Below are 22,339 nucleotides of genomic sequence, written 5' to 3'. Positions count from 1 at the left end.
GGCGCGGGGCGGCTAAACCGGCATCCCTGCCGGTTTACCCCCCAAATCACTGTCGAATTACGGCCAGCGTGGTTTAACGGGGCGCTTAAGATCAAGATCACAAGCAGATCAAGATCAAGAGTGACTCGCTTCGCATCGTGGTTACCGTTGAGCGCTACAGAGTTGTGTAGATGCCTATGCTGCGATGAGGGCAGGTCAGCCAACTTATCTGCAAACTGACACACCGCTATCGCAGGCAAGCCAGCTCCCACAGTGGACTGTGGTGGATTTGAAATTTACGAGCACATACAAAAATGCCCCGATCTTTCGACCGGGGCATTTTTTTATTCGCTGCGTTTTAGGCGGCGATCGACAACTTCAGCTTGTTCATCGCGCTTTTCTCAAGCTGACGAATCCGCTCGGCCGATACGTTGTACTTCTGCGCCAGGTCGTGCAGCGTGGCTTTCTCCTCGGCCAGCCAGCGCTGGTAGAGGATGTCACGGCTGCGGTCGTCCAGCACTTCCAGCGCTTCGTGCAGGTTGTGGTTGGAGTTGTCGCTCCAGTCGGCGTCCTCCAGTTGACGCGCCGGGTCGTACCGGTGGTCTTCCAGGTAGTTGGCCGGCGATTGGAAGGCGCTGTCGTCATCAGCTTCGGCGGCTGGGTCGAAGGCCATGTCATGGCCGGTCAGGCGGCTTTCCATCTCGCGCACTTCACGCGGCTCCACGCCGAGGCTTTCGGCCACGCGGTGGACTTCTTCGTTGTTCAGCCACGCCAGGCGTTTTTTCTGGCTGCGCAAGTTGAAGAACAGCTTGCGCTGGGCCTTGGTGGTGGCCACTTTCACGATGCGCCAGTTGCGCAGGATGAACTCGTGGATTTCCGCCTTGATCCAGTGCACGGCAAACGACACCAGGCGCACGCCCATTTCAGGGTTGAAACGCTTCACTGCCTTCATCAGGCCAACGTTGCCTTCCTGAATCAGGTCGGCCTGGGCCAGACCGTAGCCGCTATAGCTACGGGCGATATGTACGACAAAACGCAGGTGGGCGAGCACCATCTGCCGAGCCGCCCCCAAATCCTGCTCATAGTAGAGACTCTCGGCCAGTTCACGCTCCTGCTCGGGCGTCAGCAATGGAATGCTGTTGACCGTGTGCACATAAGCCTCCAGGTTCGCACCCGGGACCAAGGCATAAGCAGGTTGCAAAGAAGTGGTCATACGAAAAAACCTCCGACTCACATAACTCGTGCAGTTCAGCACTGCGAAAATTGACCTGGGAACCGTAGGACAAGTTCCCTAAACCGCTGATACGGTCAATACAAACGAAACCACATTAATCTGGCATTAACTACTTCGGCGCCAGCTCACGTAAATGCCGTGCCACCGCAATCCACGCACCGATATACCCCAACAACACCGCGCCAAGCAAGAGACTCAGACCATCGGCTACCGGCACACCGGCCAAGGCGAAATCACTGCCGTAGAGCCCGGCCAAACCGACAACCGCGTCGTTCAACCAATCCAGGCCAAACGCCAGTACGCCCCAGGACAAGACCCCCGCACCCAGGCCATACAGCGCGCCCATGTAGAGGAAAGGCCGACGCACATAGCTGTCTGTGCCGCCCACCAGTTTAATCACTTCTATCTCGGTGCGACGGTTTTCAATATGAAGACGAATGGTATTACCTATCACCAAAAGTAATGCAGACACTAATAACACCGTCAGGCCGAACACAAAGCGGTCGCCCAGCTTGAGGATCGCGGCCAGGCGCTCTACCCAGACTAGATCAAGTTGCGCCTGTTGCACCTTCGGCATCTCTGCGAGTTTTTGTCGCAGGGCCTCCAGCGCTGGCTTGTCGACCTCGTTCGGCGTTACCAGCACCACGCCCGGCAGCGGGTTCTGCGGCAGCTCCTTGAGCGCCTCGCCCAGGCCGGATTGCTGCTGGAACTCTTCGAGGGCTTGGTCGCGGCTGATGTACTCGGCCTCGGCCACCCCCGGGATGTTCTTGATGTCATCGCGCAGCGCTTCGCCTTCCTTGCTGCTGGTGTCCAGGTTCAGGTACAGCGAAATCTGCGCCGCCCGCTGCCAGGAACCGCCCAGGCGCTCCACATTATTAAGCAACAGCGACAAGCCCATCGGCAGGCTCAAGGCCACGGCCATGACCAGGCAGGTGAAAAAGCTGCCGATCGGCTGCTTGCCCAGGCGACGCAGGCTGTCCAGCAGGCTGGCGCGGTGGCTTTCGATCCAGGCGTGCACCAGGGTGCCGAAGTCCGGGCCGTCGTCCTCGTCGTGTTTTTTCTTTTTCGGTTGCGGGTCGGCCGGCTTCGGAGCCACCCGTTCGGATACTTTAGGGCTGCGTGTAGCACTCATACGCCAGCCTCCCCATCGCCGATCAGGCGGCCGCGTTGCAGGGTCAGCATGCGATGGCGCATGCGGGCAATCAAGGCCAGGTCGTGACTGGCGATCAATACGCTGGTGCCCAGACGGTTGATGTCTTCGAACACCCCCATGATCTCGGCCGCCAGGCGCGGGTCGAGGTTACCGGTGGGTTCGTCCGCCAGCAGCAAAGCCGGGCGATGGACGATGGCGCGGGCGATACCGACACGCTGCTGCTGGCCGGTGGACAGGTCGCCGGGGAAGAGGTCGGTCTTGTCCGACAAGGCGACGCGCTCCAGGGCCGAATCCACGCGTTTGACGATCTCGGCCTTGGACAGCCCGAGGATCTGCAACGGCAGGGCCACGTTGTTGAACACCGTGCGGTCGAACAGCAATTGGTGGTTCTGGAACACCACGCCGATCTGGCGGCGCAGGAATGGAATTTGCGCATTGCTGATAGTGGCCAGGTCCTGGCCCGCCAGCAGCAACTTGCCGGTAGTCGGGCGTTCCATGGCCAGCAGCAGGCGCAACAGCGTACTTTTGCCCGCACCCGAATGGCCGGTGACAAACAAGAATTCGCCGCGACGCACTCGAAAGCTCAGCTCATGCAAGCCCACATGCCCGTTGGCATAGCGTTTACCGACCTGTTCGAATCGAATCATGAACGCTCCCGCTCGGCAAACAGTGCCTGTACAAAGGGTTCGGCTTCAAAGGTGCGCAGGTCGTCGATGCCTTCACCGACGCCGATATAACGAATCGGCAACCCGAACTGTTTGGCCAGGGCGAAAATCACACCGCCCTTGGCCGTGCCGTCGAGCTTAGTCAATGCCAGGCCGGTCAGCTGCACCGTCTGGTTGAATTGCTTGGCCTGGCTGATGGCGTTCTGGCCGGTACCGGCGTCGAGCACCAGCAGGACTTCATGGGGCGCATCGGCGTCGAGCTTGCCGATCACGCGGCGCACTTTCTTCAGCTCTTCCATCAAATTGTCTTTGGTGTGCAGGCGGCCGGCTGTATCGGCGATCAGCACATCGATGTAGCGCGCCTTGGCGGCTTGCACGGCATCGAAGATCACCGACGCAGAGTCGGCACCGGTGTGCTGGGCGATCACCGGGATCTTGTTGCGCTCGCCCCACACCTGCAACTGCTCGACGGCCGCGGCACGGAAGGTATCACCGGCGGCGAGCATGACTTTCTTGCCCTCGCCTTGGAGCTTCTTGGCCAGCTTGCCGATGGTGGTGGTCTTGCCAGCGCCATTGACCCCTACAACCAGGATGACGAACGGCTTTTTCGGCGTGATCACCAGCGGCGCTTCAACCGGCTTGAGCATGGCAGCCAGCTCGGCCTGCAGGGATTTGTACAGCGCATCGGCATCGGTCAACTGCTTGCGCGCGACCTTCTGTGTCAGGCTCTGGATGATCACGGCGGTGGCTTCGACGCCCACGTCGGCGGTGAGCAGGCGGGTCTCGATGTCTTCCAGCAGCTCGTCATCAATGACTTTCTTGCCCAGGAACAGGCTGGCCATGCCTTCGCCAATACTGGCGCTGGTCTTGCTCAGGCCCTGTTTGAGGCGGGCGAAGAATCCGGTCTTGCTGGTTTCGGTGGTGGCGACGGCAGGCTCTGGCTCGACGGCGGCAGGTGCAGCGATAATCGGTGCAGGCACTTCAACGACGGGCGGTACTTGAGCCACAACCTCTACCGGCACCGGCTCGACCACTGCAGGAATCGGCGGCACGACGTGCTCGGCCTGAACATCCTCCACCAACGCCACAGGCTCTTCGGCCACGGGCAGCTCCAACCAGGGCTTGTGCTCGGGCTCAGGCTCAGGTTCCGGCGCGGCCTCGACGACCGGCTGCAACACCGGCTCAGCCATCGGCAACACCACCGGAACTGGCGTCTCGGCAACCGGTTCGGCTTCTATTACGGGTTCAGGGGTCGGTTCGGCGTGAACCTGTGGCTGTTCGACGACGGTTTCCTGCGGCTTTTTGCGCAGCCATCCGAACAGGCCTTTCTTCTCGCCAGCCGCAGCTGGGGTCTTCTTGTCGTCGTTGGAACCAAACATGGAGACGGCTATCTCAAGGTAGCGACGCGCCACAGGGCACGTCGGTAAATAAAATTCGATGCGTAACAGACTGTTTTTTAGCCAGCTCGTTCATGCGCAACATTTTGTAAGGCCTAAATAGGGCCTTAACAAGACAGCCACAGTGGCCGTCCCTAGGTCGGATCAGTATCCTAGCACCTCCTCGCCCGCCGACGCTAAGACCAAGCGGGCAGCCCAACAGGTTTAAAAACGAATGAATGCTCTAGCCCGCCGCGCCGCAGGCCTGCTGTTCAGCACAGTTTGTCTGCCTCTCTCAGCTTTGGCTGCCGATCCACAACCCACCCATGAATTCACCCTCGATAACGGCCTTAAAGTGGTCGTGCGCGAAGATCATCGCGCGCCGGTGGTGGTTTCCCAGGTCTGGTACAAGGTTGGCTCAAGCTACGAAACCCCGGGCCAGACCGGTTTGTCCCACGCCCTGGAGCACATGATGTTCAAGGGCAGCGCCAAGGTTGGCCCCGGCGAAGCCTCGCTGATCCTGCGCGACCTGGGTGCCGAAGAAAACGCCTTCACCAGCGACGACTACACCGCGTACTACCAGGTATTGGCCCGCGACCGCCTGGGCGTGGCCTTCGAGCTGGAAGCCGACCGCATGGCCAGCCTGCGCCTGCCGGCCGACGAGTTCAGCCGTGAAATCGAGGTCATCAAGGAAGAACGTCGCCTGCGTACCGACGATAACCCCATGTCCAAGGCGTTCGAGCGCTTCAAGGCCATGGCGTTCCCGGCCAGCGGCTACCACACGCCGACCATCGGTTGGATGGCCGACCTGGACCGCATGAAGGTCGAGGAACTGCGCCACTGGTACCAATCCTGGTACGTGCCGAACAACGCCACCTTGGTGGTGGTCGGCGACGTGACCCCGGACGAGGTGAAAAACCTGGCCCAACGTTACTTCGGCCCGATCCCCAAGCGTGACGTGCCGCCGGCAAAAATCCCGATGGAACTGGCCGAGCCCGGCGAGCGCCTGCTGACCCTGCACGTGCAGACCCAACTGCCGAGCGTGTTCCTGGGCTTCAACGTGCCTGGCCTTGCCACCGCCGAAGACAAACGCTCGGTGCAGGCCCTGCGCCTGATCTCGGCCCTGCTGGACGGCGGCTACAGTGCACGGATCTCCGAGCAGCTGGAGCGCGGTGAGGAGCTGGTGTCCGCCGCGTCCACCAACTACGACGCCTACACCCGTGGCGACAGCCTGTTCACCCTCTCGGCCACGCCGAACCAGCAGAAGAAGAAAACCGTCGCCCAAGCCGAAGCCGGCCTGTGGCGCCTGCTCGATGAGTTGAAGGCCAAGCCGCCGACCGCCGAAGAACTGGAGCGCATCCGTGCCCAGGTGATTGCCGGCCTGGTGTACCAGCGTGATTCCATCACCAGCCAGGCCACAGCCATCGGCTCCCTGGAAACCGTCGGCCTGTCCTGGAAACTCATGGACACCGAGCTTGCCGACCTGCAAAGCGTGACCCCGGAAGACATCCAGAAGGCCGCACGCACCTATTTCACCCGCGAACGTCTGAGCGTCGCCCATGTTTTGCCTGAGGAGACCGCTCATGAGTGATCGCAAAAACAGCCGCCTGATCCTGCCCGGCCTGATCGCCGTCACCCTGATGGCGGCCAGCGCCGTTTACTTCTTGCGCCCCAGCGAGTCGGTCGCCAGCCAGGCTCTGGACAAAGCTCAAACGGCCAGCACCCTGCAGTCCCTGGCGGAACTGGATGGCAAGGCACCGACCAACCGCAAGCTCGACGTACAAACCTGGACCACCGCCGAAGGCGCCAAGGTGCTGTTCGTCGAAGCCCATGAATTGCCGATGTTCGACATGCGCCTGCTGTTCGCCGCTGGCAGCAGCCAGGATGGCGACGTGCCAGGCCTGGCGCTGATGACCAACGCCATGCTCAACGAAGGCGTGCCGGGCAAGGATGTCAGCCAGATCGCCAGTGGATTCGAAGGCCTGGGGGCCGACTTTGGCAACGGCGCCTACCGCGACATGGCGCTGGTGACCCTGCGCAGCCTGAGCGACAGCGCCAAGCGCGACGCAGCCCTGTCACTGTTTAACCAGGTGATCGGCCAGCCGACGTTCCCGGCAGACTCGCTGGCACGCATCAAGAACCAGATCCTGGCCGGTTTCGAGTACCAGAAGCAGAACCCCGGCAAACTGGCGAGCATCGAACTGTTCAAGCGCCTGTACGGCGACCACCCTTACGCCCACCCGAGCGAAGGCACCCCCGAGAGCGTGCCGAAGATTACCCTGGCGCAGTTGCAGGCGTTCCACGCCAAGGCCTATGCAGCGGGTAACGCGGTGATTGCAGTGGTGGGCGACCTGACCCGTGCCGAAGCTGAAGCCATGACGGCTAAGGTGTCCGCGTCGTTGCCCAAGGGCCCGGCGATGGCCAAGATTGCCCAGCCGACCGAGCCAAAAGCCGGCCTGAGCCGTATCGAGTTCCCGTCCAAGCAAACCCACCTGCTGTTTGCGCAGTTGGGCATCGATCGCGCCGACCCGGACTACGCAGCCTTGTCCCTGGGCAACCAGATCCTCGGCGGCGGTGGCTTCGGCACCCGCTTGATGAGCGAAGTGCGGGAGAAACGCGGCCTGACCTACGGCGTGTACTCCGGTTTCTCACCAATGCAGGTGCGCGGCCCGTTCATGATCAACCTGCAGACCCGCGCCGAAATGAGCGGTGGTACCTTGCGCCTGGTGGAGGATGTGCTGGCTGACTACCTCAAGACCGGCCCGACGCAAAAGGAACTGGATGACGCCAAGCGCGAGCTGGCCGGCAGCTTCCCGCTGTCCACCGCCAGCAACGCCGATATCGTCGGGCAGTTGGGCGCCATGGGTTTCTACAACCTGCCGCTGAGCTATCTGGAAGATTTCATGAAACAATCCCAGGCCCTGACCGTCGATCAGGTCAAGGCTGCAATGAACAAACACTTGAGCGCCGACAAGATGGTCATCGTGACCGCCGGCCCGACGATTGCGCAAAAGCCACTACCGCCCCCCACTGATAAACCTGCCGAGCAGCCGCTCGGGGTTCCGGAGCATTAATGGCCAGTTCATCTCGCCCGAAAAAACCTGTCCACAACGTGCATAACGGTGTGGGCCAACTGCGCATCATTGGCGGTGAATGGGGCAGCCGCAAGCTGAGCTTCCCCGACGTCGTGGGCCTGCGCCCGACACCCGACCGCGTGCGTGAAACCCTGTTCAACTGGCTCGCACCGTACATCGGCGGGGCCAAGGTGCTCGACCCGTTCGCCGGCAGTGGCGCGCTGTTCCTGGAGGCGCTGTCCCGTGGCGCGGCCCAGGGCCAGGCGCTGGACGCCAGCAACGTGGCAGTGTCCAGCCTCAAGGAGCACCTGGGCACGCTGCGCTGCACCACCGGCCAGGTGCAGACGGCGGACGCGCTGCGCTACCTGGAAACCCAGGCGGCGACTGAATACGACGTAGTGTTCCTCGACCCACCATTCAACCAGAACCTGCTGCCGACCGTCTGCACCCTGCTGGAAGAACGCCAGTGGCTGGCACCGGATGCCTGGATCTACACTGAGAGCGAGACCGCGCCCTCCACGCTCGGCCTGCCAAGTGGCTGGCGCCTGCACCGGGAGCAGAAGTCCGGGCGGGTGTATTACGCGTTATGGCATCGCGCCCTGTAGGAGCGAGCTTGCTCGCGAAGGTCGAACAGACGACACGGGCTGTCTGACAGCGCTGCGTTATCGTTAACGTTTTTCGCGAGCAAGCTCGCTCCTACACGGCAGCGGGTAATTCATGATTCCATCGACAGACCGCTTCAAACCCGCCTTCGGCCTCGGCAACCCCCACTTGCAGACACTGTGGGGGCCGCTGTGGCGGCCGACCACCCACATCGGGCGTCAGCGTGAGCGCCTGTGGCTGGAGGATGGCGACTTCCTCGATCTCGACTGGCATGGTCCCCATGACGTGCAAGCGCCCTTGGTGCTGGTGCTGCATGGGCTGACCGGCTCGTCCAACTCACCCTATGTGGCCGGCCTGCAAAAAGTCCTGGGCGCCCAAGGCTGGGCCAGCGCTGCACTGAACTGGCGCGGCTGCTCGGGCGAACCCAACTTGCTGGCTCGCAGTTATCACTCCGGCGCCAGCGAAGACCTGGCGGCGGCGATTGCTCATCTGCGCGCCAAGCGGCCGTTGGCACCCTTGTACGCGGTGGGTTATTCCCTGGGTGGCAATGTGTTGCTCAAGCATCTGGGGGAAACCGGCAAGGCTTCGGGCTTGCAGGGCGCGGCGGCGGTGTCGGTACCGTTTCGCCTGGATCAATGCGCGGATCGCATCGGGCTGGGGTTCTCGCGGGTGTATCAGAAGCATTTCATGCGCGAGATGCTGGCGTATATCCGCGTCAAGCAACGCCAATTTCTGCAGGACGGTCGTGAGGACGGGCTCAAAACCCTGGAGGCCCTTGGCTCCCTGGAAAAGATGCGCACGTTCTGGGACTTCGACGGGCGGGTCACCGCGCCGCTGCATGGTTTCATCAGCGCCGAAGACTACTATCGCCGCGCGTCGAGCCGTTATTACCTGGGCGATATCCGTACACCCACGCTGATTATCCAGGCGGCCGATGACCCGTTTGTGTTTGCACACAGCTTGCCTGACGCCCGTGAGCTGTCGGACTGCACCGAGTTCGAGTTGCTGGCCAAGGGCGGGCATGTAGGGTTTGTGGAAGGTTCGCTGAAGCGCCCCGCTTACTACCTGGAGCGCCGGATCCCGCAGTGGCTTCAGACACAATACGGTCAATAGTGTGGGAGCGGGCTTGCCTGCGATAGCGGTGGGCCAGCCAACGTTGAGGTGGCTGACACTCCGCTATCGCAGGCAAGCCAGCTCCCACATTTTAAGCACCTGTTCACACCGATCGTTTAGTCGCCCGTTGCTATTTCCCGTGCAGGATCGGTAATCCACTCACTCCACGACCCCGCATACAACTTGCCCAACGGGTACCCCGCCAGGCTCAACGCAAACAGGTTATGGCACGCCGTCACCCCAGAGCCGCAATACGCCACCAATTCCTGCGGCGGGCGCCCTTGCAACTGCGCGGCGAAGCGTTGCTTGAGCTGCTCGGCCGGCAGGAAGCGACCATCGCTGCCCAGGTTTTCACTGAACGCTGCGCATTGCGCGCCAGGGATATGCCCGGCAATCGGGTCGATGGGCTCCACTTCGCCACGAAAGCGCGGCTGGGCGCGGGCGTCGATCAAGGTCAGGCCGGGTTGGCCCAGGCGTTTTTGCAAGTGTTCGGCATCCAGCAATAGCCGAGGATCCGGCGTACCGACGAAGGTACCCGGCTCAACCACAGGCGCGTCCAGGCTCAGGGGGAAACCGGCGGCATGCCAGGCCTTGAGGCCACCATCGAGAATAAACACGCCATCACGCTTACCCAGCCAGGCCAGCAACCACCAGGCACGGGCGGCGTAGGCACCGGGGCCGTCGTCATACAGCACCACATCGGTATCGGCACTGATGCCCCAGGCCCGTAGTTGCCTGGTGAACGTGTCCGCCGCCGGCAAAGGATGACGACCAGTCAAGCCCTTGGTCACCGGGCCGCTCAGATGGCGCTCAAGGTCAGCGTATTGCGCACCCTCGATATGCCCTTCGGCGTAACTGCACAAGCCGTAGTCCGGATCTTCCAGGGCAAAGCGGCAATCCAGGATCACCCACCCGCTCGACTGTTGGCGCTCGGCCAATTGCTGGGGGCTGATCAGTTGGGCAAGCGGCATGACTGACTCCTGTGAATACAAAGGGGAAAGGTCTTACTTCACTTCTTCCAGTGCCTGATTCAACGGCACGTAAAACTCTTTGAACAAGGCATCCACCGCCTCTTTGGCCTGCGGCGTGACAAACCCCGCCTCCAGCACCAGCACCTGATAGACCCCGCGCTTGATCGCCTCGGCGCTCAGGTGGGTGGATTTTTCATTGGTGGTGCACAAAAAGCGCACCCACGAGGTGAGGATAATCCAGGCATTGAGAGTCAGGGCTTCGGTTTGCACCGGGTCCATATTGAGAATGCCGGCGTCGACAAAGCCTTGGTAGATGGCGCCGCCCTGGATCAGGCAACGCTGGGAAAAACGCCGGTAGCATGTAGCCAGTTCCGGGTCGCTCTCCAGCAGGTGTTCGAGGTCGCGGTGCAGGAAGCGATAACGCCACATGCCGGCCAATACGGCTTGCAGGTAAAAGCGTTTGTCTTCCACCAGCATTCCCCGCCCTTGAGGTGGGCGCAGGAAACTGTCTACCAACGCTTCATATTCGCGAAACAGCACGGCGATGATCGCCTGCTTGTTGGGGAAGTGGTAGTACAGGTTGCCCGGAGAAATTTCCATGTGGGCGGCAATGTGGTTGGTACTGACACTGCGCTCGCCCTGCTGGTTAAAAAGCTCCAGGCTGGTTTGCACAATGCGCTCGCTGGTCTTTACTCGTGGTGCCATAGGGGATCAGCTTCTATACACGGGATGGGGCATCTTACGGCCTAACCCGGCCAGGTTAAATCTGGATGTTACTGCAATGTTATTTGACAACTTAGAGCAATGACTCTAAAAATCCAGGCAGACCAATAACAATCGGTGCCGCGCCATGTCTGCCAACGTTGCCTACCTGCAAGATTCCCAGGCGCTGGATCAACTCCAGGACCTGTTCGACGCCCAACGCCGCGCCTATGCCGCCAACCCGATGCCGCCGGCCGGGCAGCGCCAGCAATGGCTCAAGGCCCTGCGGGATCTGCTGAGCGACGAACGCCAGGCGCTGATCAATGCGATCAGCCAGGATTTCAGCCATCGCAGCGCCGACGAAACCCTGTTTGCCGAATTGATGCCTAGCCTGCATGGCATTCACTACGCAAGCAAACACCTCAAGGGCTGGATGAAACCTTCCCGCCGCGCTGTAGGCATTGCCTTCCAGCCCGCCTCAGCCAAAGTCATTTACCAGCCACTGGGCGTCGTCGGCGTCATCGTGCCGTGGAACTACCCACTGTACCTGGCCATCGGCCCGTTAGTGGGGGCGTTGGCGGCCGGTAACCGCGTGATGCTCAAGCTCAGCGAGTCCACGCCGGCCACCGGTGAACTGCTCAAGGCCTTGCTGGCCAAGATCTTCCCCGAGGACCTGGTGTGCGTCGTGCTGGGCGAAGCTGACGTGGGCATGGCGTTTTCCAAGTTGCGCTTCGATCACCTGCTCTTTACCGGCGCTACCAGCATAGGCAAGCACGTGATGCGTGCGGCAGCCGAAAACCTCACCCCGGTGACCCTGGAGCTGGGCGGCAAATCGCCAGCCATTGTCTCGGCCGATGTGCCACTCAAGGACGCCGCCGAACGCATCGCCTTCGGCAAAACCTTGAACGCCGGGCAAACCTGCGTGGCGCCAGACTATGTGCTGGTGCCGGAAGACCGCGTGGAGGGCTTTGTCGAGGCGTATTCCAAGGCCGTGCGCGGTTTTTATCCGACGCTGGCCGACAACCCGGACTACACCGCCATCATCAACGAACGCCAACTGGCCCGGCTCAATGCCTACGCCAAGGACGCCACCGACAAAGGCGCCACCCTGATCCCGCTGTACGAGCAAGGCCAGGCGCGGCGAATGGCCCACAGTCTGCTGTTGAATGTCAGCGACGACATGACCGTGATGCAGGACGAAATTTTCGGCCCGCTCCTGCCCATCGTGCCGTATCGCGGTCTTGACCAAGCCTTTGCCTACATCAACCAGCGCCCACGCCCACTGGCCCTGTATTACTTCGGCTACAACAAAGGCGAACAAGCGCGGGTGCTCCACGAAACCCACTCCGGTGGTGTGTGCCTGAACGATACCTTGCTGCACGTTGCCCAGGACGATATGCCGTTCGGTGGCGTCGGCCCGTCGGGCATGGGCCATTACCACGGTCACGAAGGCTTCCTGACGTTCAGCAAGGCCAAGGGTGTGCTGGTCAAACAGCGCCTGAACGCGGCGAAGTTGATCTATCCGCCCTATGGCAAGTCGATCCAGAAGCTGATCCAGAAGCTGTTTATCCGCTGATAACCGCCACCTTCGGGACAATAAAAACAATGAACCCCAGCCTGACTGATTCACCCGCGCTGTCACGGCGCGGCGTCTTGAAAATCGGCCTGTGTGCCAGCGCCTTCCTCGCCACCGCCGGGTTGGGTGCCAGCCTCAGCGGTTGCTCCAGCAGTACGCCGGCCAGCGGCTTTGCAATGTTGCGCACCAGCGACTTGCCGTTCTTGCGGGCGGTGATCCCGGTGCTGCTGGAAGGCGCGGCCAGCGCCGAGCAGGTGCTTGCCGGTGTTGAGGACACCTTGAAAAAGCTCGATTACAGCCTGCAGCACTTGTCGCCCGAGATGTTCAAGCTCACCCAGCAATTATTCGACGTGCTCGGCATGGGTATCACCCGCGGCCCGCTGACCGGTATATGGGGCAGTTGGGAAAACGCCAGCAGTGAGCAGATCCGCAATTTCCTGCACCGCTGGGAAAACAGCTACCTGAACCTGTTGCGCATGGGCCAGGGCTCGCTGCTCAAGCTGGTGATCATGGCTTGGTACTTCCGGCCCGAGTCCTGGGCCCATTGCGGCTACCCCGGTCCGCCCAAGATCTAGCCTGGGCAATCCCAAGATTGCATCTTCCGACAAGAATAAGAGAGCACACCTATGCCCGTACCCGATCTGTTCCGCGACGGCCTGGCCCGTGGCTGGAAAACCCACAATGGCGCCGCCCTGGATAACGACCTCACCCTGGAAGCGGATGTCGCCATCATCGGCAGCGGCGCCGGGGGCGGTACCACCGCCGAAATCCTCAGCGCCGCCGGCTACAAAGTGTTGCTGATCGAAGAAGGCCCGCTCAAGACCAGCAGCGACTTCAAGCTGCTGGAAGACGAAGCCTACGCCAGCCTTTACCAGGAAGGCATCGGGCGGATGAGCAAGGACGGCGCTATCACCATCCTGCAGGGCCGGGCCGTGGGCGGTACCACCTTGATCAACTGGACCTCCAGCTTTCGCACCCCTGACGCGACCCTCTCGCATTGGGCCAGCGAATATGCGGTCAAAGGCCACAGCAGCGCCGAAATGGCGCCCTGGTTCGAAAAAATGGAACAGCGCCTGGGCATCGCGCCCTGGGCGCTGCCGCCGAATGCCAATAACGATGTGATCCGCAAAGGCTGCGAAAAGCTCGGCTACAGCTGGCATGTGATCCCGCGCAATGTGCGCGGCTGCTTCAACCTGGGGTATTGCGGCATGGGCTGCCCGGTCAACGCCAAGCAGTCGATGCTGGTGACCACCATCCCGTCCACCCTGGAACAGGGCGGCGAACTGCTTTACCTCGCCCGCGCCGAGCGGCTCATCTACAGCGGCGACACCATCAGCAGCCTCGAATGCGTGGCCATGGACGAACGCTGCGTAGCGCCCACCGGGCGCAAGATAAGCGTAAAGGCCAAGCACTATGTGCTGGCGGGCGGCGGCATCAACAGCCCGGCCCTGCTGATGCGCTCCGACGCACCCGACCCGCACTCGCGGTTGGGCAAGCGCACCTTCCTGCACCTGGTCAATTTCTCCGCCGGGCTGTTCGACGAGGTGATCAACCCCTTCTACGGTGCGCCGCAATCCATCTACTCCGACCATTTCCAATGGCAGGACGGCACTACCGGCAAAATGTCCTACAAACTGGAAGCACCGCCCCTGCATCCAGGCCTGGCGAGCACTCTGTTCGGCGGCTACGGCAAGCAGAACGCCTTGGACATGAACCAATTACCCCACACCCACGCCATGCTCGCCCTGCTGCGCGATGGTTTTCACCCCGACAGCCCGGGCGGCACCGTGGAGTTACGCGGTGATGGCACGCCAGTGCTCGACTATCAGGTCTCGCCCTACGCCTGGGACGGCCTGCGCAGGGCCTTCCACAGCATGGCCGAGATTCAGTTCGCGGCCGGCGCCAAGTCGGTCAAGCCGCTGCATCACGACGCGCGCTTTGTGAATAACCTGGCCGAAGCGCGCAGCGTGATCGACGATCTGAACCTGGAACTGCATCGCACCACCCTGGGCAGCGCCCATGTGATGGGCGGTTGTGCCATGGGTGAAGAGCCAAAAAATGCCGTGGCCGACAGCCTGGGTCGCCATCATCAATTGCGCAACCTGTCGATCCACGATGGCTCGCTGTTCCCCACCAGCATTGGCGCCAACCCGCAATTGTCGGTGTACGGACTGACCGCGCAACTGGCGAGCGCATTGGCCGAACGTCTGAAAACGGCATGAAAAGACAGGGTATTCACGGTATCTATCTACATAAGTCGACTTGGCCCACCGGTAATGCTGCGATACCATCCGGTTCCCCAACGGACTCCGCCAGGACGACGCGATGAACCGAGTGTTGTACCCAGGTACCTTCGACCCGATTACCAAAGGCCATGGCGATCTGGTCGAACGCGCCTCTCGCCTGTTCGACCATGTGATCATCGCGGTCGCGGCCAGCCCCAAGAAAAACCCGTTGTTTCCCCTGGAACAACGTGTGGAGCTGGCGCAAGAGGTCACCAAGCACCTGCCGAATGTGGAAGTAGTGGGCTTTTCGACATTGCTGGCGCATTTCGCCAAGGAGCAGAACGCCAATGTGTTCCTGCGTGGCCTGCGCGCAGTGTCGGACTTCGAATACGAATTCCAGCTGGCCAACATGAACCGCCAATTGGCGCCGGACGTGGAAAGCCTGTTCCTCACGCCGTCGGAGCGTTATTCGTTCATTTCCTCGACGTTGGTTCGTGAAATCGCCGCTTTGGGCGGAGATATCACCAAGTTCGTCCATCCAGCCGTGGCCGATGCGCTGACGCTACGCTTCAAGAAGTAAGGCTGCTCGGTCGGTGCCTGCTCGCACTGCGGGCGCCAATGCGGCACAATTGCGCGCATTAGTTTTCAGATGCCTTGGCAGAGTGCCCTGGCAGGAGTTTCCATGTCCCTGATCATCACCGACGATTGCATCAACTGCGACGTCTGCGAACCCGAGTGCCCGAACGCCGCCATTTCCCAGGGCGAAGAGATCTATGTGATCGACCCTAACCTGTGCACCCAGTGCGTCGGTCATTACGACGAACCGCAGTGCCAGCAGGTATGCCCGGTGGATTGCATTCCGCTGGATGAGGCACACCCTGAGACTGAAGAGCAGTTGATGGAGAAGTACCGCAAGATTACCGGTAAGGCTTAAGCTTCTTCATTGCCCGTAAGGGCCTCATCGCAGGCAAGCCAGCTCCCACATTTGGATAGGTGAATATATTCAAATGTGGGAGCTGGCTTGCCTGCGATAGCGATATCAGCCCTCAACCAACCATCAGCTCTGACACCTAGGGCAAAACACACTCCCCCGCTGCCCCAACACCACATTGCGCAGCTCAGTGCCGCAGACCTTGCACGCCTCGCCGCCCCGGCCATACACGAACAGTTCCTGCTGGAAATACCCCGGCTGCCCATCGCCGCCGATAAAGTCCCGCAACGTGGTGCCGCCCCGCTCGATGGCAGCGGCCAGCACCCGCTTGATTTCAATCGCCAGCTTCAAATAACGCCCGCGTGAAATACCCCCGGCGGCGCGGCGCGGGTCAATCCCCGCGGCAAACAGCGCCTCTGTCGCATAGATATTGCCCACGCCCACCACCACCGCGTTGTCCATGATGAACGGTTTCACCGCCATGGACTTGCCGCGAGACAGCTGGAACAAGCGCTCACCGTCAAACAGATCGGTCAACGGCTCCGGCCCCAGGCGCATCAGCAACTCATGATTGTGCGGGTCGTGGCTCCAGAGCATCGCGCCAAAGCGCCGTGGGTCGGTGTAGCGCAGGGCCATACCCGACTCCAGCTCGATATCCACGTGTTCGTGCTTGGCCGCCGGCATGCCGACGTCCACCAGGCGCAAGTTGCCGGACATGCCCAAGTGGCTGATCAAGGTGCCCACTTCGGCATTGATCAACAGGTATTTGGCCCGGCGCTCCACCAGCACGATGCGCTGTCCCGACAGGCGCACATCCAGGTCTTCCGGAATCGGCCAGCGCAGGCGCCGCTCACGCACCACTACGCGGCTGACGCGCTGGCCTTCCAGGTGCGGGGCGATCCCGCGGCGGGTGGTTTCGACTTCTGGTAACTCGGGCATGTGTACCTCTTGAATAACGGGTCAGTGCGCGCCCAGTTCGCGGATCGACAACTTCATGCTCTCGAAGTCGTAGTCCGACAGGCCCACGTAATCCAGCACCAGGTGGCCGATGGCATTCCACTCATGGTCCACCGGCTGGTTGCCCAGTACGCGATAGGACGAACAGATATGCTCGGCCATCTTCAAAATGGCCAGCAGGTTCTTGAGCTGCGGGTTGCGCGACGTCTCATCGCTGAAAATCGCCAGGGCGTTGTGGTGATTGGCGATGGCGTCGGTCACATGCTCCGGCAGGCGCCAGGACTTGGCGGTGTAGTAGCCAACCACCGCATGGTTGGTGTGGAACGCGTTGTTTTCGGTGTCGACCACGCGGCAATCCGGGCCCGCATTGGCGTAGGCCTCTTCCAGCACCGCCATGTAATTGGGGAAGCGCTTGAGCATCAGCGGCACGCCACAATCATGGAACAGGCCCAAGGCATAGGCTTCGTCCACGGCCTGGGAACCGGTGCGCTTGGCCAGGGTGAGGCAGGTCATGGCCACATCCTGTGCAGTGTCCCAGAAGCGGTTGAGGGTGACGATGGTGTCGTCGCACATCTCGCCTTTGATCGACTGCGCGTTGATCAAATTGATGACCGAACGGCTGCCCAGCAGGTTCACCGCACGCTGGATCGAAGCGATTTTGTTGCTCAGGCCGTAATACGGCGAATTGACGATCTTGAGCAGCGCACCGGACAAGCCCGGGTCCTGGGAGATCAGCCGCGCAATCACTTCCAGGTCCGGGTCGGGCATGTACTGCTCCATCTGCAAATCCACCATGATTTGCGGTTGAGGCGGTACGCTGATGCCTTGCAGGGCCTGCTGGATCTGCTCGGGGGAAAGCTCTTGGGACATAAGTACACACTCTGGGCTAGGCGCGAATTCTACCCCTTATGCCGACGTGGCCGACACCCAAAAACCCAAGTGAAACCCGATCGAATGTGGGAGCTGGCTTGCCTGCGATAGCATCACCACCGTACGTCTGATACACCGCGCCGCCCGCATCGCAGGCAAGCCAGCTCCCACATGAAAGAGTGCGCAAAGGGTATACTCCCGCTCTTTTTTCCGGAGCGACGTCATGTCCCTGCCAAGCCTGCGTCTCAAAGCCAACGCCGATCGTCGTTTGCGCAACGGCCACCTGTGGGTCTACAGCAACGAAATCGACGTGGCCGCCACCCCACTCCACGGCTTCCAGGCAGGCGACCAGGCTATCCTGGAAGCGGCCGGCGGCAAGACCCTGGGCATCGTGGCCATGAGCCCGAACAACCTGATCTGCGCTCGCCTGCTGTCGCGCGACATCAAGTTGCCGCTGGACAAGTCGCTGCTGGTGCACCGCCTCAACGTCGCGCTGTCCCTGCGTGACCGCCTGTTCGACAAGCCGTTCTACCGCCTGGTCTACGGTGATTCCGACCTGCTGCCGGGCCTGGTGGTCGACCGTTTCGGCGACATCCTGGTAGTACAGATCGCTTCGGCGACCATGGAAGCGCATAAAGAAGACGTGATCGCTGCGCTCACCCAGGTGCTCAAGCCCAGCGGCATCCTGTTCAAGAACGACTCCGCCGCGCGCGACGCCGAAGGCCTCAACCGCTACGTCGAAACCGTATTCGGCCTGGTACCGGAGTGGGTGGCGCTGGAAGAGAACGGCGTCAAGTTCGAAGCCCCGGTGATCCAGGGCCAGAAAACCGGCTGGTTCTACGACCACCGCATGAACCGCGCCCGCCTGGCCCCGTATGCCAAGGGCAAGCGTGTACTGGACCTGTACAGCTACATCGGCGGCTGGGGCGTGCAAGCGGCGGCCTTTGGCGCCAGTGAAGTGTTCTGCGTCGACGCCTCCGCCTTCGCCCTCGACGGCGTAGAGCGTAACGCCGCGCTGAACGGCTTTGCCGAGAAGATGACCTGCATCGAAGGCGACGTGTTCGAAGCCTTGAAGGAACTGAAAGCCAGCGAAGAACGCTTCGACGTGATCGTCGCCGACCCACCGGCCTTCATCAAACGCAAAAAAGACATGAAAAACGGCGAAGGCGCCTACCGCCGCCTCAACGAGCAAGCCATGCGCCTGCTCAGCAAAGACGGCATCCTCGTCAGCGCCTCGTGCTCCATGCACCTGCCGGAAGACGACCTGCAAAACATCCTGCTCACCAGCGCCCGCCATCTGGACCGCAACATCCAGATGCTCGAACGCGGCGGCCAAGGCCCGGACCACCCGGTGCACCCGGCGATTGTCGAGACGCGCTACATCAAGAGCATTACCTGCCGGTTGCTACCCAATAGCTGATGCTGTTCCCCTGTAGGAACTTGCGGGTTCCTACAGGTTTTCAGGAAATGTCGTACTGCCCCAGGCTTTGACTTTCCGTAGCGCAGACTCGATCCTCGCCCCTCTCATGGAACCGAGGCTCGCGCATGTCGAAGGCAATTATACAGGCTGAAAAACCGCTCTTGGTTTTCTGGCTGATGACCATGACTTTGCTGGGCGTCTTCCCCCTTGACGTCGTACTGCCCTCCTTTCCCGCCCTGGCTGAACACTTCCATACCTCGACCACCCATATCGCTCGATCCGTCAGCCTGTTCGCCATTGGATTTTCCTGCTCAATGCTGCTGATCGGCCCGCTGTCCGACAGAATCGGTCGCAAGAAGCTACTCCTGGCCAGTATGGTAGTAGCCATCCTGGGTGCAGTGGGGTGTCTGGCCGCCAGAAACACGCCCCAATTCCTGTTCTTTCGAGTCATTCAGGCCATAGGCTGCGGTGGTTTCATACTGTCCCAAGCGCTGGTGCAGGACCTTTTTTTCGGCAGGGAACAGGAGCGGTTGCGCATAGCAATGGCCACGGCCGGAGGCATTTTCATCTCGATTTCCCCAGTGCTGGGCGCATGGCTGCAATTGCACTGGGGATGGAAAGCCAGCTTCTACGCGTTTATCGCCCTCTGTGCCGCAACGTGGATTATGGCTCACCGATTACTGCATGGCGGCTTCCCTCCAACCGCGCCAAGCGAGCGGGGTATTTTCAGGGCCTACGCCAAGGTTTTCGCCAACAGACATTTCGCCAGCTACGCCACGATCTCCGCGATCACCTTCGCCTGTCATTTCTCATTCATCGTTGTGTCACCGCTCATTTTCATGGACCAGTTAAAGCTGTCACCCCATGACTACTCATTGACCTTGCTTCTCTACGGCGCCGCCTACGTAGTGGGAGGCCTCTGTGCCGGCGTCCTGCACAAACGGCTGGCGGCGGCTACCCAGATGGCAGTCGGGCTGGTTCTGATCGCTATCTCTGGCGTAGTCATGCTGCTGTTGGCCTACCTGTTCGGCTTATCAACCCCGACAGTGTTGGTGCCCATGCTGCTCTGCACGGCGGGCACCACCATCACCCGGCCCATTTCCAACTCCAAGGCCATGAGCCTGTTTCCAGACAATGCGGGAGCCGCAGCTTCCGCCGTTGCGGCAGTGCTGTTCATTGCTGGCGGCTGTATCAGTGCGTTTATCAGCACCTTTACCCACCAGTTGAGTACTGCGCTTGGCTTGTGTTTTCTGATCCTGAGCCTTGCCGCCCTTGCGTTGAACTCATGGGCACGGCGGCGCCCGCACGTCCTGTAGCGGCTAACTTCAAGGTTGCGCCCATTCCCTCCAGCCGCCAGCGGTGTAGAATCGGCCCTATTCATCGCCAGTCATCCCCCGGCGGGTTTATGAGCTCGAGGCCCAAGCAAGCGGCGATCCCGCGGTGCGAGTGGCAACTTCCGGACACACGGCCATTTTCTGAGTGTTCCAGACGTCAATAGAAGCTCACTCCCCTTTAGTACCTGATTAGCCGCCCGGAGTGCTCCAATGCCTGATTACCGCTCGAAAACATCCACCCACGGCCGCAACATGGCCGGTGCGCGCGCGCTGTGGCGTGCCACGGGGATGAAAGATGACGACTTCAAAAAGCCGATCATCGCGATTGCCAACTCGTTCACCCAGTTCGTGCCGGGCCATGTCCACCTCAAGGACCTTGGCCAACTGGTCGCCCGCGAGATCGAACGCGCCGGTGGCGTGGCAAAGGAATTCAACACCATCGCCGTGGACGACGGCATCGCCATGGGCCATGACGGCATGCTGTATTCCCTGCCGAGCCGCGAGATCATCGCCGACTCCGTGGAATACATGGTCAACGCCCACTGCGCCGACGCCATTGTGTGCATTTCCAACTGCGACAAGATCACCCCTGGCATGTTGATGGCTGCCTTGCGCCTGAACATCCCGGTGATCTTCGTCTCCGGCGGGCCGATGGAAGCCGGCAAGACCAAACTCGCCTCCCACGGCCTCGACCTGGTCGACGCCATGGTGATCGCCGCCGATTCCAGCGCTTCTGACGAGAAGGTCGCGGAATACGAGCGCAGCGCCTGCCCGACCTGCGGTTCGTGCTCCGGCATGTTCACCGCCAACTCGATGAACTGCCTGGTGGAAGCCTTGGGCCTGGCCTTGCCGGGCAACGGTTCCACATTGGCCACTCACAGCGACCGCGAGCAGTTGTTCCTGCAGGCCGGCCGCACCATCGTCGAGCTGTGCAAGCGCTACTACGGCGAGAACGATGAGTCGGTGTTGCCACGCAATATCGCCAACTTCAAGGCGTTCGAAAACGCCATGACCCTGGACATCGCCATGGGCGGTTCCACCAACACCATCCTGCACCTGCTGGCCGCGGCCCAGGAAGCCGAGATCGATTTCGACCTGCGCGACATCGACCGCCTGTCCCGCCACGTGCCACAACTGTGCAAGGTCGCGCCGAATATCCAGAAGTACCACATGGAAGACGTGCACCGCGCCGGCGGGATCTTCTCGATCCTCGGTTCCCTGGCCCGTGGCGGCCTGCTGCACACCGACCTGCCGACCGTGCACAGCAAGTCCATCGCCGAAGGCATCGCCAAATGGGACATTACCCAGACTGACGACGAAGCCGTGCACACCTTCTTCAAGGCCGGCCCTGCGGGCATTCCGACACAGACCGCGTTCAGCCAGTCGACCCGTTGGGACACCCTGGACGACGACCGTGAAAACGGCTGCATCCGCAGTGTCGAGCACGCCTACTCGCAAGAAGGCGGCCTGGCCGTGCTGTACGGCAACATCGCCCTCGACGGCTGTGTGGTCAAAACAGCAGGTGTGGATGAGTCCATCCACGTCTTCGAAGGCCGCGCCAAGATCTACGAAAGCCAGGACAGCTCGGTACGCGGCATCCTCGCGGACGAAGTCAAGGAAGGCGATATCGTGATCATCCGCTACGAAGGCCCCAAAGGCGGCCCGGGTATGCAGGAAATGCTGTACCCCACGTCCTACCTGAAATCCAAAGGCCTGGGCAAAGCCTGCGCCCTGCTGACCGACGGCCGTTTCTCCGGCGGCACATCGGGCCTGTCCATCGGCCACGCTTCCCCGGAAGCCGCTGCCGGTGGCGCGATTGGCCTGGTGCAGGATGGCGACAAGGTGCTGATCGACATCCCGAACCGCTCGATCAACCTGTTGATCAGCGATGAAGAACTGGCAGCACGCCGGGTTGAGCAGGACAAGAAAGGCTGGAAGCCAGTGGAGAAGCGCCCGCGCAAAGTCACCACCGCGTTGAAGGCCTACGCGTTGTTGGCCACCAGTGCCGACAAGGGTGCCGTACGCAACAAAGCCATGCTCGACGGCCTGTAAGCCCCGCGCATAAAAAAGCCCCGCCAGGTGCGGGGCATTTTTATGCCTGGCCAAAACCTCCACAACACCGAGGATCAACTGTGGGAGCTGGCTTGCCTGCGATA

Annotated in this window: 20 protein-coding genes; 12 read left to right on the top strand and 8 right to left on the bottom strand. The window is 61.3% G+C overall.

Annotated elements, in window-relative coordinates; genetic code table 11:
* Positions 1-337: 337 nt before the first annotated feature.
* The 4 genes from rpoH to ftsY all read right to left on the bottom strand — a co-directional run bounded on the left by rpoH (position 338) and on the right by ftsY (position 4,410).
* Complete coding sequence (rpoH, locus tag DK871_RS13820) at positions 338-1,192, bottom strand: RNA polymerase sigma factor RpoH (protein WP_003176698.1); 855 nt, start codon at positions 1,190-1,192, stop codon at positions 338-340.
* Positions 1,193-1,322: 130 nt separating this feature from the next.
* Complete coding sequence (gene ftsX, locus DK871_RS13815) at positions 1,323-2,345, bottom strand: permease-like cell division protein FtsX (protein ID WP_161905433.1); 1,023 nt, start codon at positions 2,343-2,345, stop codon at positions 1,323-1,325.
* Positions 2,342-3,013, bottom strand: coding sequence for a cell division ATP-binding protein FtsE (gene ftsE, locus DK871_RS13810; protein ID WP_003195112.1), 672 nt, complete (start codon positions 3,011-3,013; stop codon positions 2,342-2,344). The genes ftsX and ftsE overlap by 4 nt, the downstream gene beginning before the upstream one ends.
* Entirely contained in the window at positions 3,010-4,410 is a 1,401-nt protein-coding gene (gene ftsY / locus DK871_RS13805; protein ID WP_161905432.1) for a signal recognition particle-docking protein FtsY, read from the bottom strand. The genes ftsE and ftsY overlap by 4 nt, the downstream gene beginning before the upstream one ends.
* Positions 4,411-4,642: 232 nt before the next feature.
* Between ftsY and DK871_RS13800 the strand changes: the two genes are divergently transcribed.
* The 4 genes from DK871_RS13800 (at position 4,643) to DK871_RS13785 (ending at position 9,197) form a co-directional block, all read left to right on the top strand.
* Positions 4,643-5,998 carry a pitrilysin family protein gene (locus DK871_RS13800; protein WP_003195117.1) on the top strand — a complete coding sequence of 452 codons (1,356 nt, stop codon included), beginning with the start codon at positions 4,643-4,645 and terminating at the stop codon, positions 5,996-5,998.
* Positions 5,991-7,481, top strand: coding sequence for a pitrilysin family protein (locus DK871_RS13795; RefSeq protein ID WP_032894697.1), 1,491 nt, complete (start codon positions 5,991-5,993; stop codon positions 7,479-7,481). Before DK871_RS13800 ends, DK871_RS13795 begins: the two co-directional genes overlap by 8 nt.
* Entirely contained in the window at positions 7,481-8,086 is a 606-nt protein-coding gene (gene rsmD / locus DK871_RS13790) for a 16S rRNA (guanine(966)-N(2))-methyltransferase RsmD (protein WP_032894696.1), read from the top strand. The genes DK871_RS13795 and rsmD overlap by 1 nt, the downstream gene beginning before the upstream one ends.
* A gap of 112 nt (positions 8,087-8,198) precedes the next feature.
* Complete coding sequence (locus DK871_RS13785; RefSeq protein ID WP_161905431.1) at positions 8,199-9,197, top strand: hydrolase; 999 nt, start codon at positions 8,199-8,201, stop codon at positions 9,195-9,197.
* 116 nt (positions 9,198-9,313) lie between these two features.
* On the opposite strand, the gene DK871_RS13780 is transcribed toward DK871_RS13785, so the two are convergent.
* Positions 9,314-10,168, bottom strand: coding sequence for a sulfurtransferase (locus tag DK871_RS13780; RefSeq protein ID WP_161905430.1), 855 nt, complete (start codon positions 10,166-10,168; stop codon positions 9,314-9,316).
* A gap of 33 nt (positions 10,169-10,201) precedes the next feature.
* Positions 10,202-10,873 (bottom strand): TetR/AcrR family transcriptional regulator, encoded by a 672-nt coding sequence (locus tag DK871_RS13775; RefSeq protein WP_161905429.1) that lies wholly within the window; start codon positions 10,871-10,873, stop codon positions 10,202-10,204.
* A 145-nt stretch (positions 10,874-11,018) separates the two neighbouring features.
* Between DK871_RS13775 and DK871_RS13770 the strand changes: the two genes are divergently transcribed.
* The 5 genes from DK871_RS13770 to DK871_RS13750 all read left to right on the top strand — a co-directional run bounded on the left by DK871_RS13770 (position 11,019) and on the right by DK871_RS13750 (position 15,605).
* Positions 11,019-12,446: a coniferyl aldehyde dehydrogenase gene (locus tag DK871_RS13770; protein WP_161905428.1), complete on the top strand. Its 1,428-nt coding sequence runs from the start codon at positions 11,019-11,021 to the stop codon at positions 12,444-12,446.
* A 29-nt stretch (positions 12,447-12,475) separates the two neighbouring features.
* Entirely contained in the window at positions 12,476-13,021 is a 546-nt protein-coding gene (locus DK871_RS13765; protein WP_161905427.1) for a twin-arginine translocation pathway signal protein, read from the top strand.
* Between the two features lie 51 nt (positions 13,022-13,072).
* Entirely contained in the window at positions 13,073-14,668 is a 1,596-nt protein-coding gene (locus tag DK871_RS13760; protein ID WP_161905426.1) for a GMC family oxidoreductase, read from the top strand.
* 103 nt (positions 14,669-14,771) lie between these two features.
* A complete protein-coding gene (gene coaD / locus DK871_RS13755) occupies positions 14,772-15,251 on the top strand; it encodes a pantetheine-phosphate adenylyltransferase (protein WP_003195136.1) in 480 nt (159 codons plus the stop codon).
* Between the two features lie 102 nt (positions 15,252-15,353).
* A complete protein-coding gene (locus tag DK871_RS13750; protein ID WP_003195146.1) occupies positions 15,354-15,605 on the top strand; it encodes a YfhL family 4Fe-4S dicluster ferredoxin in 252 nt (83 codons plus the stop codon).
* Positions 15,606-15,728: 123 nt separating this feature from the next.
* On the opposite strand, the gene mutM is transcribed toward DK871_RS13750, so the two are convergent.
* Together mutM and DK871_RS13740 are read right to left on the bottom strand one after the other, a co-directional pair.
* Positions 15,729-16,541, bottom strand: a complete 813-nt coding sequence (mutM, locus tag DK871_RS13745) for a bifunctional DNA-formamidopyrimidine glycosylase/DNA-(apurinic or apyrimidinic site) lyase (RefSeq protein WP_161905425.1) — start codon at positions 16,539-16,541, stop codon at positions 15,729-15,731.
* Between the two features lie 21 nt (positions 16,542-16,562).
* Positions 16,563-17,429, bottom strand: a complete 867-nt coding sequence (locus tag DK871_RS13740) for an HDOD domain-containing protein (protein ID WP_161905424.1) — start codon at positions 17,427-17,429, stop codon at positions 16,563-16,565.
* 223 nt (positions 17,430-17,652) lie between these two features.
* On the opposite strand from DK871_RS13740, the gene DK871_RS13735 reads away from it, so the two are divergent.
* From DK871_RS13735 to ilvD, 3 genes are all read left to right on the top strand, one after another.
* Entirely contained in the window at positions 17,653-18,849 is a 1,197-nt protein-coding gene (locus DK871_RS13735) for a class I SAM-dependent rRNA methyltransferase (protein WP_005792302.1), read from the top strand.
* A gap of 125 nt (positions 18,850-18,974) precedes the next feature.
* The gene (locus DK871_RS13730) at positions 18,975-20,165 is read left to right on the top strand and encodes an MFS transporter (RefSeq protein WP_161905423.1); all 1,191 of its coding nucleotides are present in this window, start codon (positions 18,975-18,977) and stop codon (positions 20,163-20,165) included.
* Positions 20,166-20,393: 228 nt separating this feature from the next.
* Positions 20,394-22,235: a dihydroxy-acid dehydratase gene (ilvD, locus tag DK871_RS13725; RefSeq protein WP_003195159.1), complete on the top strand. Its 1,842-nt coding sequence runs from the start codon at positions 20,394-20,396 to the stop codon at positions 22,233-22,235.
* The last annotated feature ends 104 nt before the right edge of the window (positions 22,236-22,339 follow it).

Source organism: Pseudomonas sp. L13 (genome assembly GCF_009935965.1).
GTDB classification, from domain to species: domain Bacteria; phylum Pseudomonadota; class Gammaproteobacteria; order Pseudomonadales; family Pseudomonadaceae; genus Aquipseudomonas; species Aquipseudomonas lactis.
The sequence above is the reverse complement of the archived record's forward strand: the minus strand, read 5'-3'. Positions and strand labels throughout refer to the sequence as shown.

Bases quoted from the DNA above. Each gene is read 5' to 3' on its own strand.
- rpoH (WP_003176698.1), bottom strand. From the start codon at position 1,192: ATGACCACTTCTTTGCAACCTGCTTATGCCTTGGTCCCGGGTGCGAAC.
- ftsX (WP_161905433.1), bottom strand. From the start codon at position 2,345: ATGAGTGCTACACGCAGCCCTAAAGTATCCGAACGGGTGGCTCCGAAG.
- ftsE (WP_003195112.1), bottom strand. From the start codon at position 3,013: ATGATTCGATTCGAACAGGTCGGTAAACGCTATGCCAACGGGCATGTG.
- ftsY (WP_161905432.1), bottom strand. From the start codon at position 4,410: ATGTTTGGTTCCAACGACGACAAGAAGACCCCAGCTGCGGCTGGCGAG.
- DK871_RS13800 (WP_003195117.1), top strand. From the start codon at position 4,643: ATGAATGCTCTAGCCCGCCGCGCCGCAGGCCTGCTGTTCAGCACAGTT.
- DK871_RS13795 (WP_032894697.1), top strand. From the start codon at position 5,991: ATGAGTGATCGCAAAAACAGCCGCCTGATCCTGCCCGGCCTGATCGCC.
- rsmD (WP_032894696.1), top strand. From the start codon at position 7,481: ATGGCCAGTTCATCTCGCCCGAAAAAACCTGTCCACAACGTGCATAAC.
- DK871_RS13785 (WP_161905431.1), top strand. From the start codon at position 8,199: ATGATTCCATCGACAGACCGCTTCAAACCCGCCTTCGGCCTCGGCAAC.
- DK871_RS13780 (WP_161905430.1), bottom strand. From the start codon at position 10,168: ATGCCGCTTGCCCAACTGATCAGCCCCCAGCAATTGGCCGAGCGCCAA.
- DK871_RS13775 (WP_161905429.1), bottom strand. From the start codon at position 10,873: ATGGCACCACGAGTAAAGACCAGCGAGCGCATTGTGCAAACCAGCCTG.
- DK871_RS13770 (WP_161905428.1), top strand. From the start codon at position 11,019: ATGTCTGCCAACGTTGCCTACCTGCAAGATTCCCAGGCGCTGGATCAA.
- DK871_RS13765 (WP_161905427.1), top strand. From the start codon at position 12,476: ATGAACCCCAGCCTGACTGATTCACCCGCGCTGTCACGGCGCGGCGTC.
- DK871_RS13760 (WP_161905426.1), top strand. From the start codon at position 13,073: ATGCCCGTACCCGATCTGTTCCGCGACGGCCTGGCCCGTGGCTGGAAA.
- coaD (WP_003195136.1), top strand. From the start codon at position 14,772: ATGAACCGAGTGTTGTACCCAGGTACCTTCGACCCGATTACCAAAGGC.
- DK871_RS13750 (WP_003195146.1), top strand. From the start codon at position 15,354: ATGTCCCTGATCATCACCGACGATTGCATCAACTGCGACGTCTGCGAA.
- mutM (WP_161905425.1), bottom strand. From the start codon at position 16,541: ATGCCCGAGTTACCAGAAGTCGAAACCACCCGCCGCGGGATCGCCCCG.
- DK871_RS13740 (WP_161905424.1), bottom strand. From the start codon at position 17,429: ATGTCCCAAGAGCTTTCCCCCGAGCAGATCCAGCAGGCCCTGCAAGGC.
- DK871_RS13735 (WP_005792302.1), top strand. From the start codon at position 17,653: ATGTCCCTGCCAAGCCTGCGTCTCAAAGCCAACGCCGATCGTCGTTTG.
- DK871_RS13730 (WP_161905423.1), top strand. From the start codon at position 18,975: ATGTCGAAGGCAATTATACAGGCTGAAAAACCGCTCTTGGTTTTCTGG.
- ilvD (WP_003195159.1), top strand. From the start codon at position 20,394: ATGCCTGATTACCGCTCGAAAACATCCACCCACGGCCGCAACATGGCC.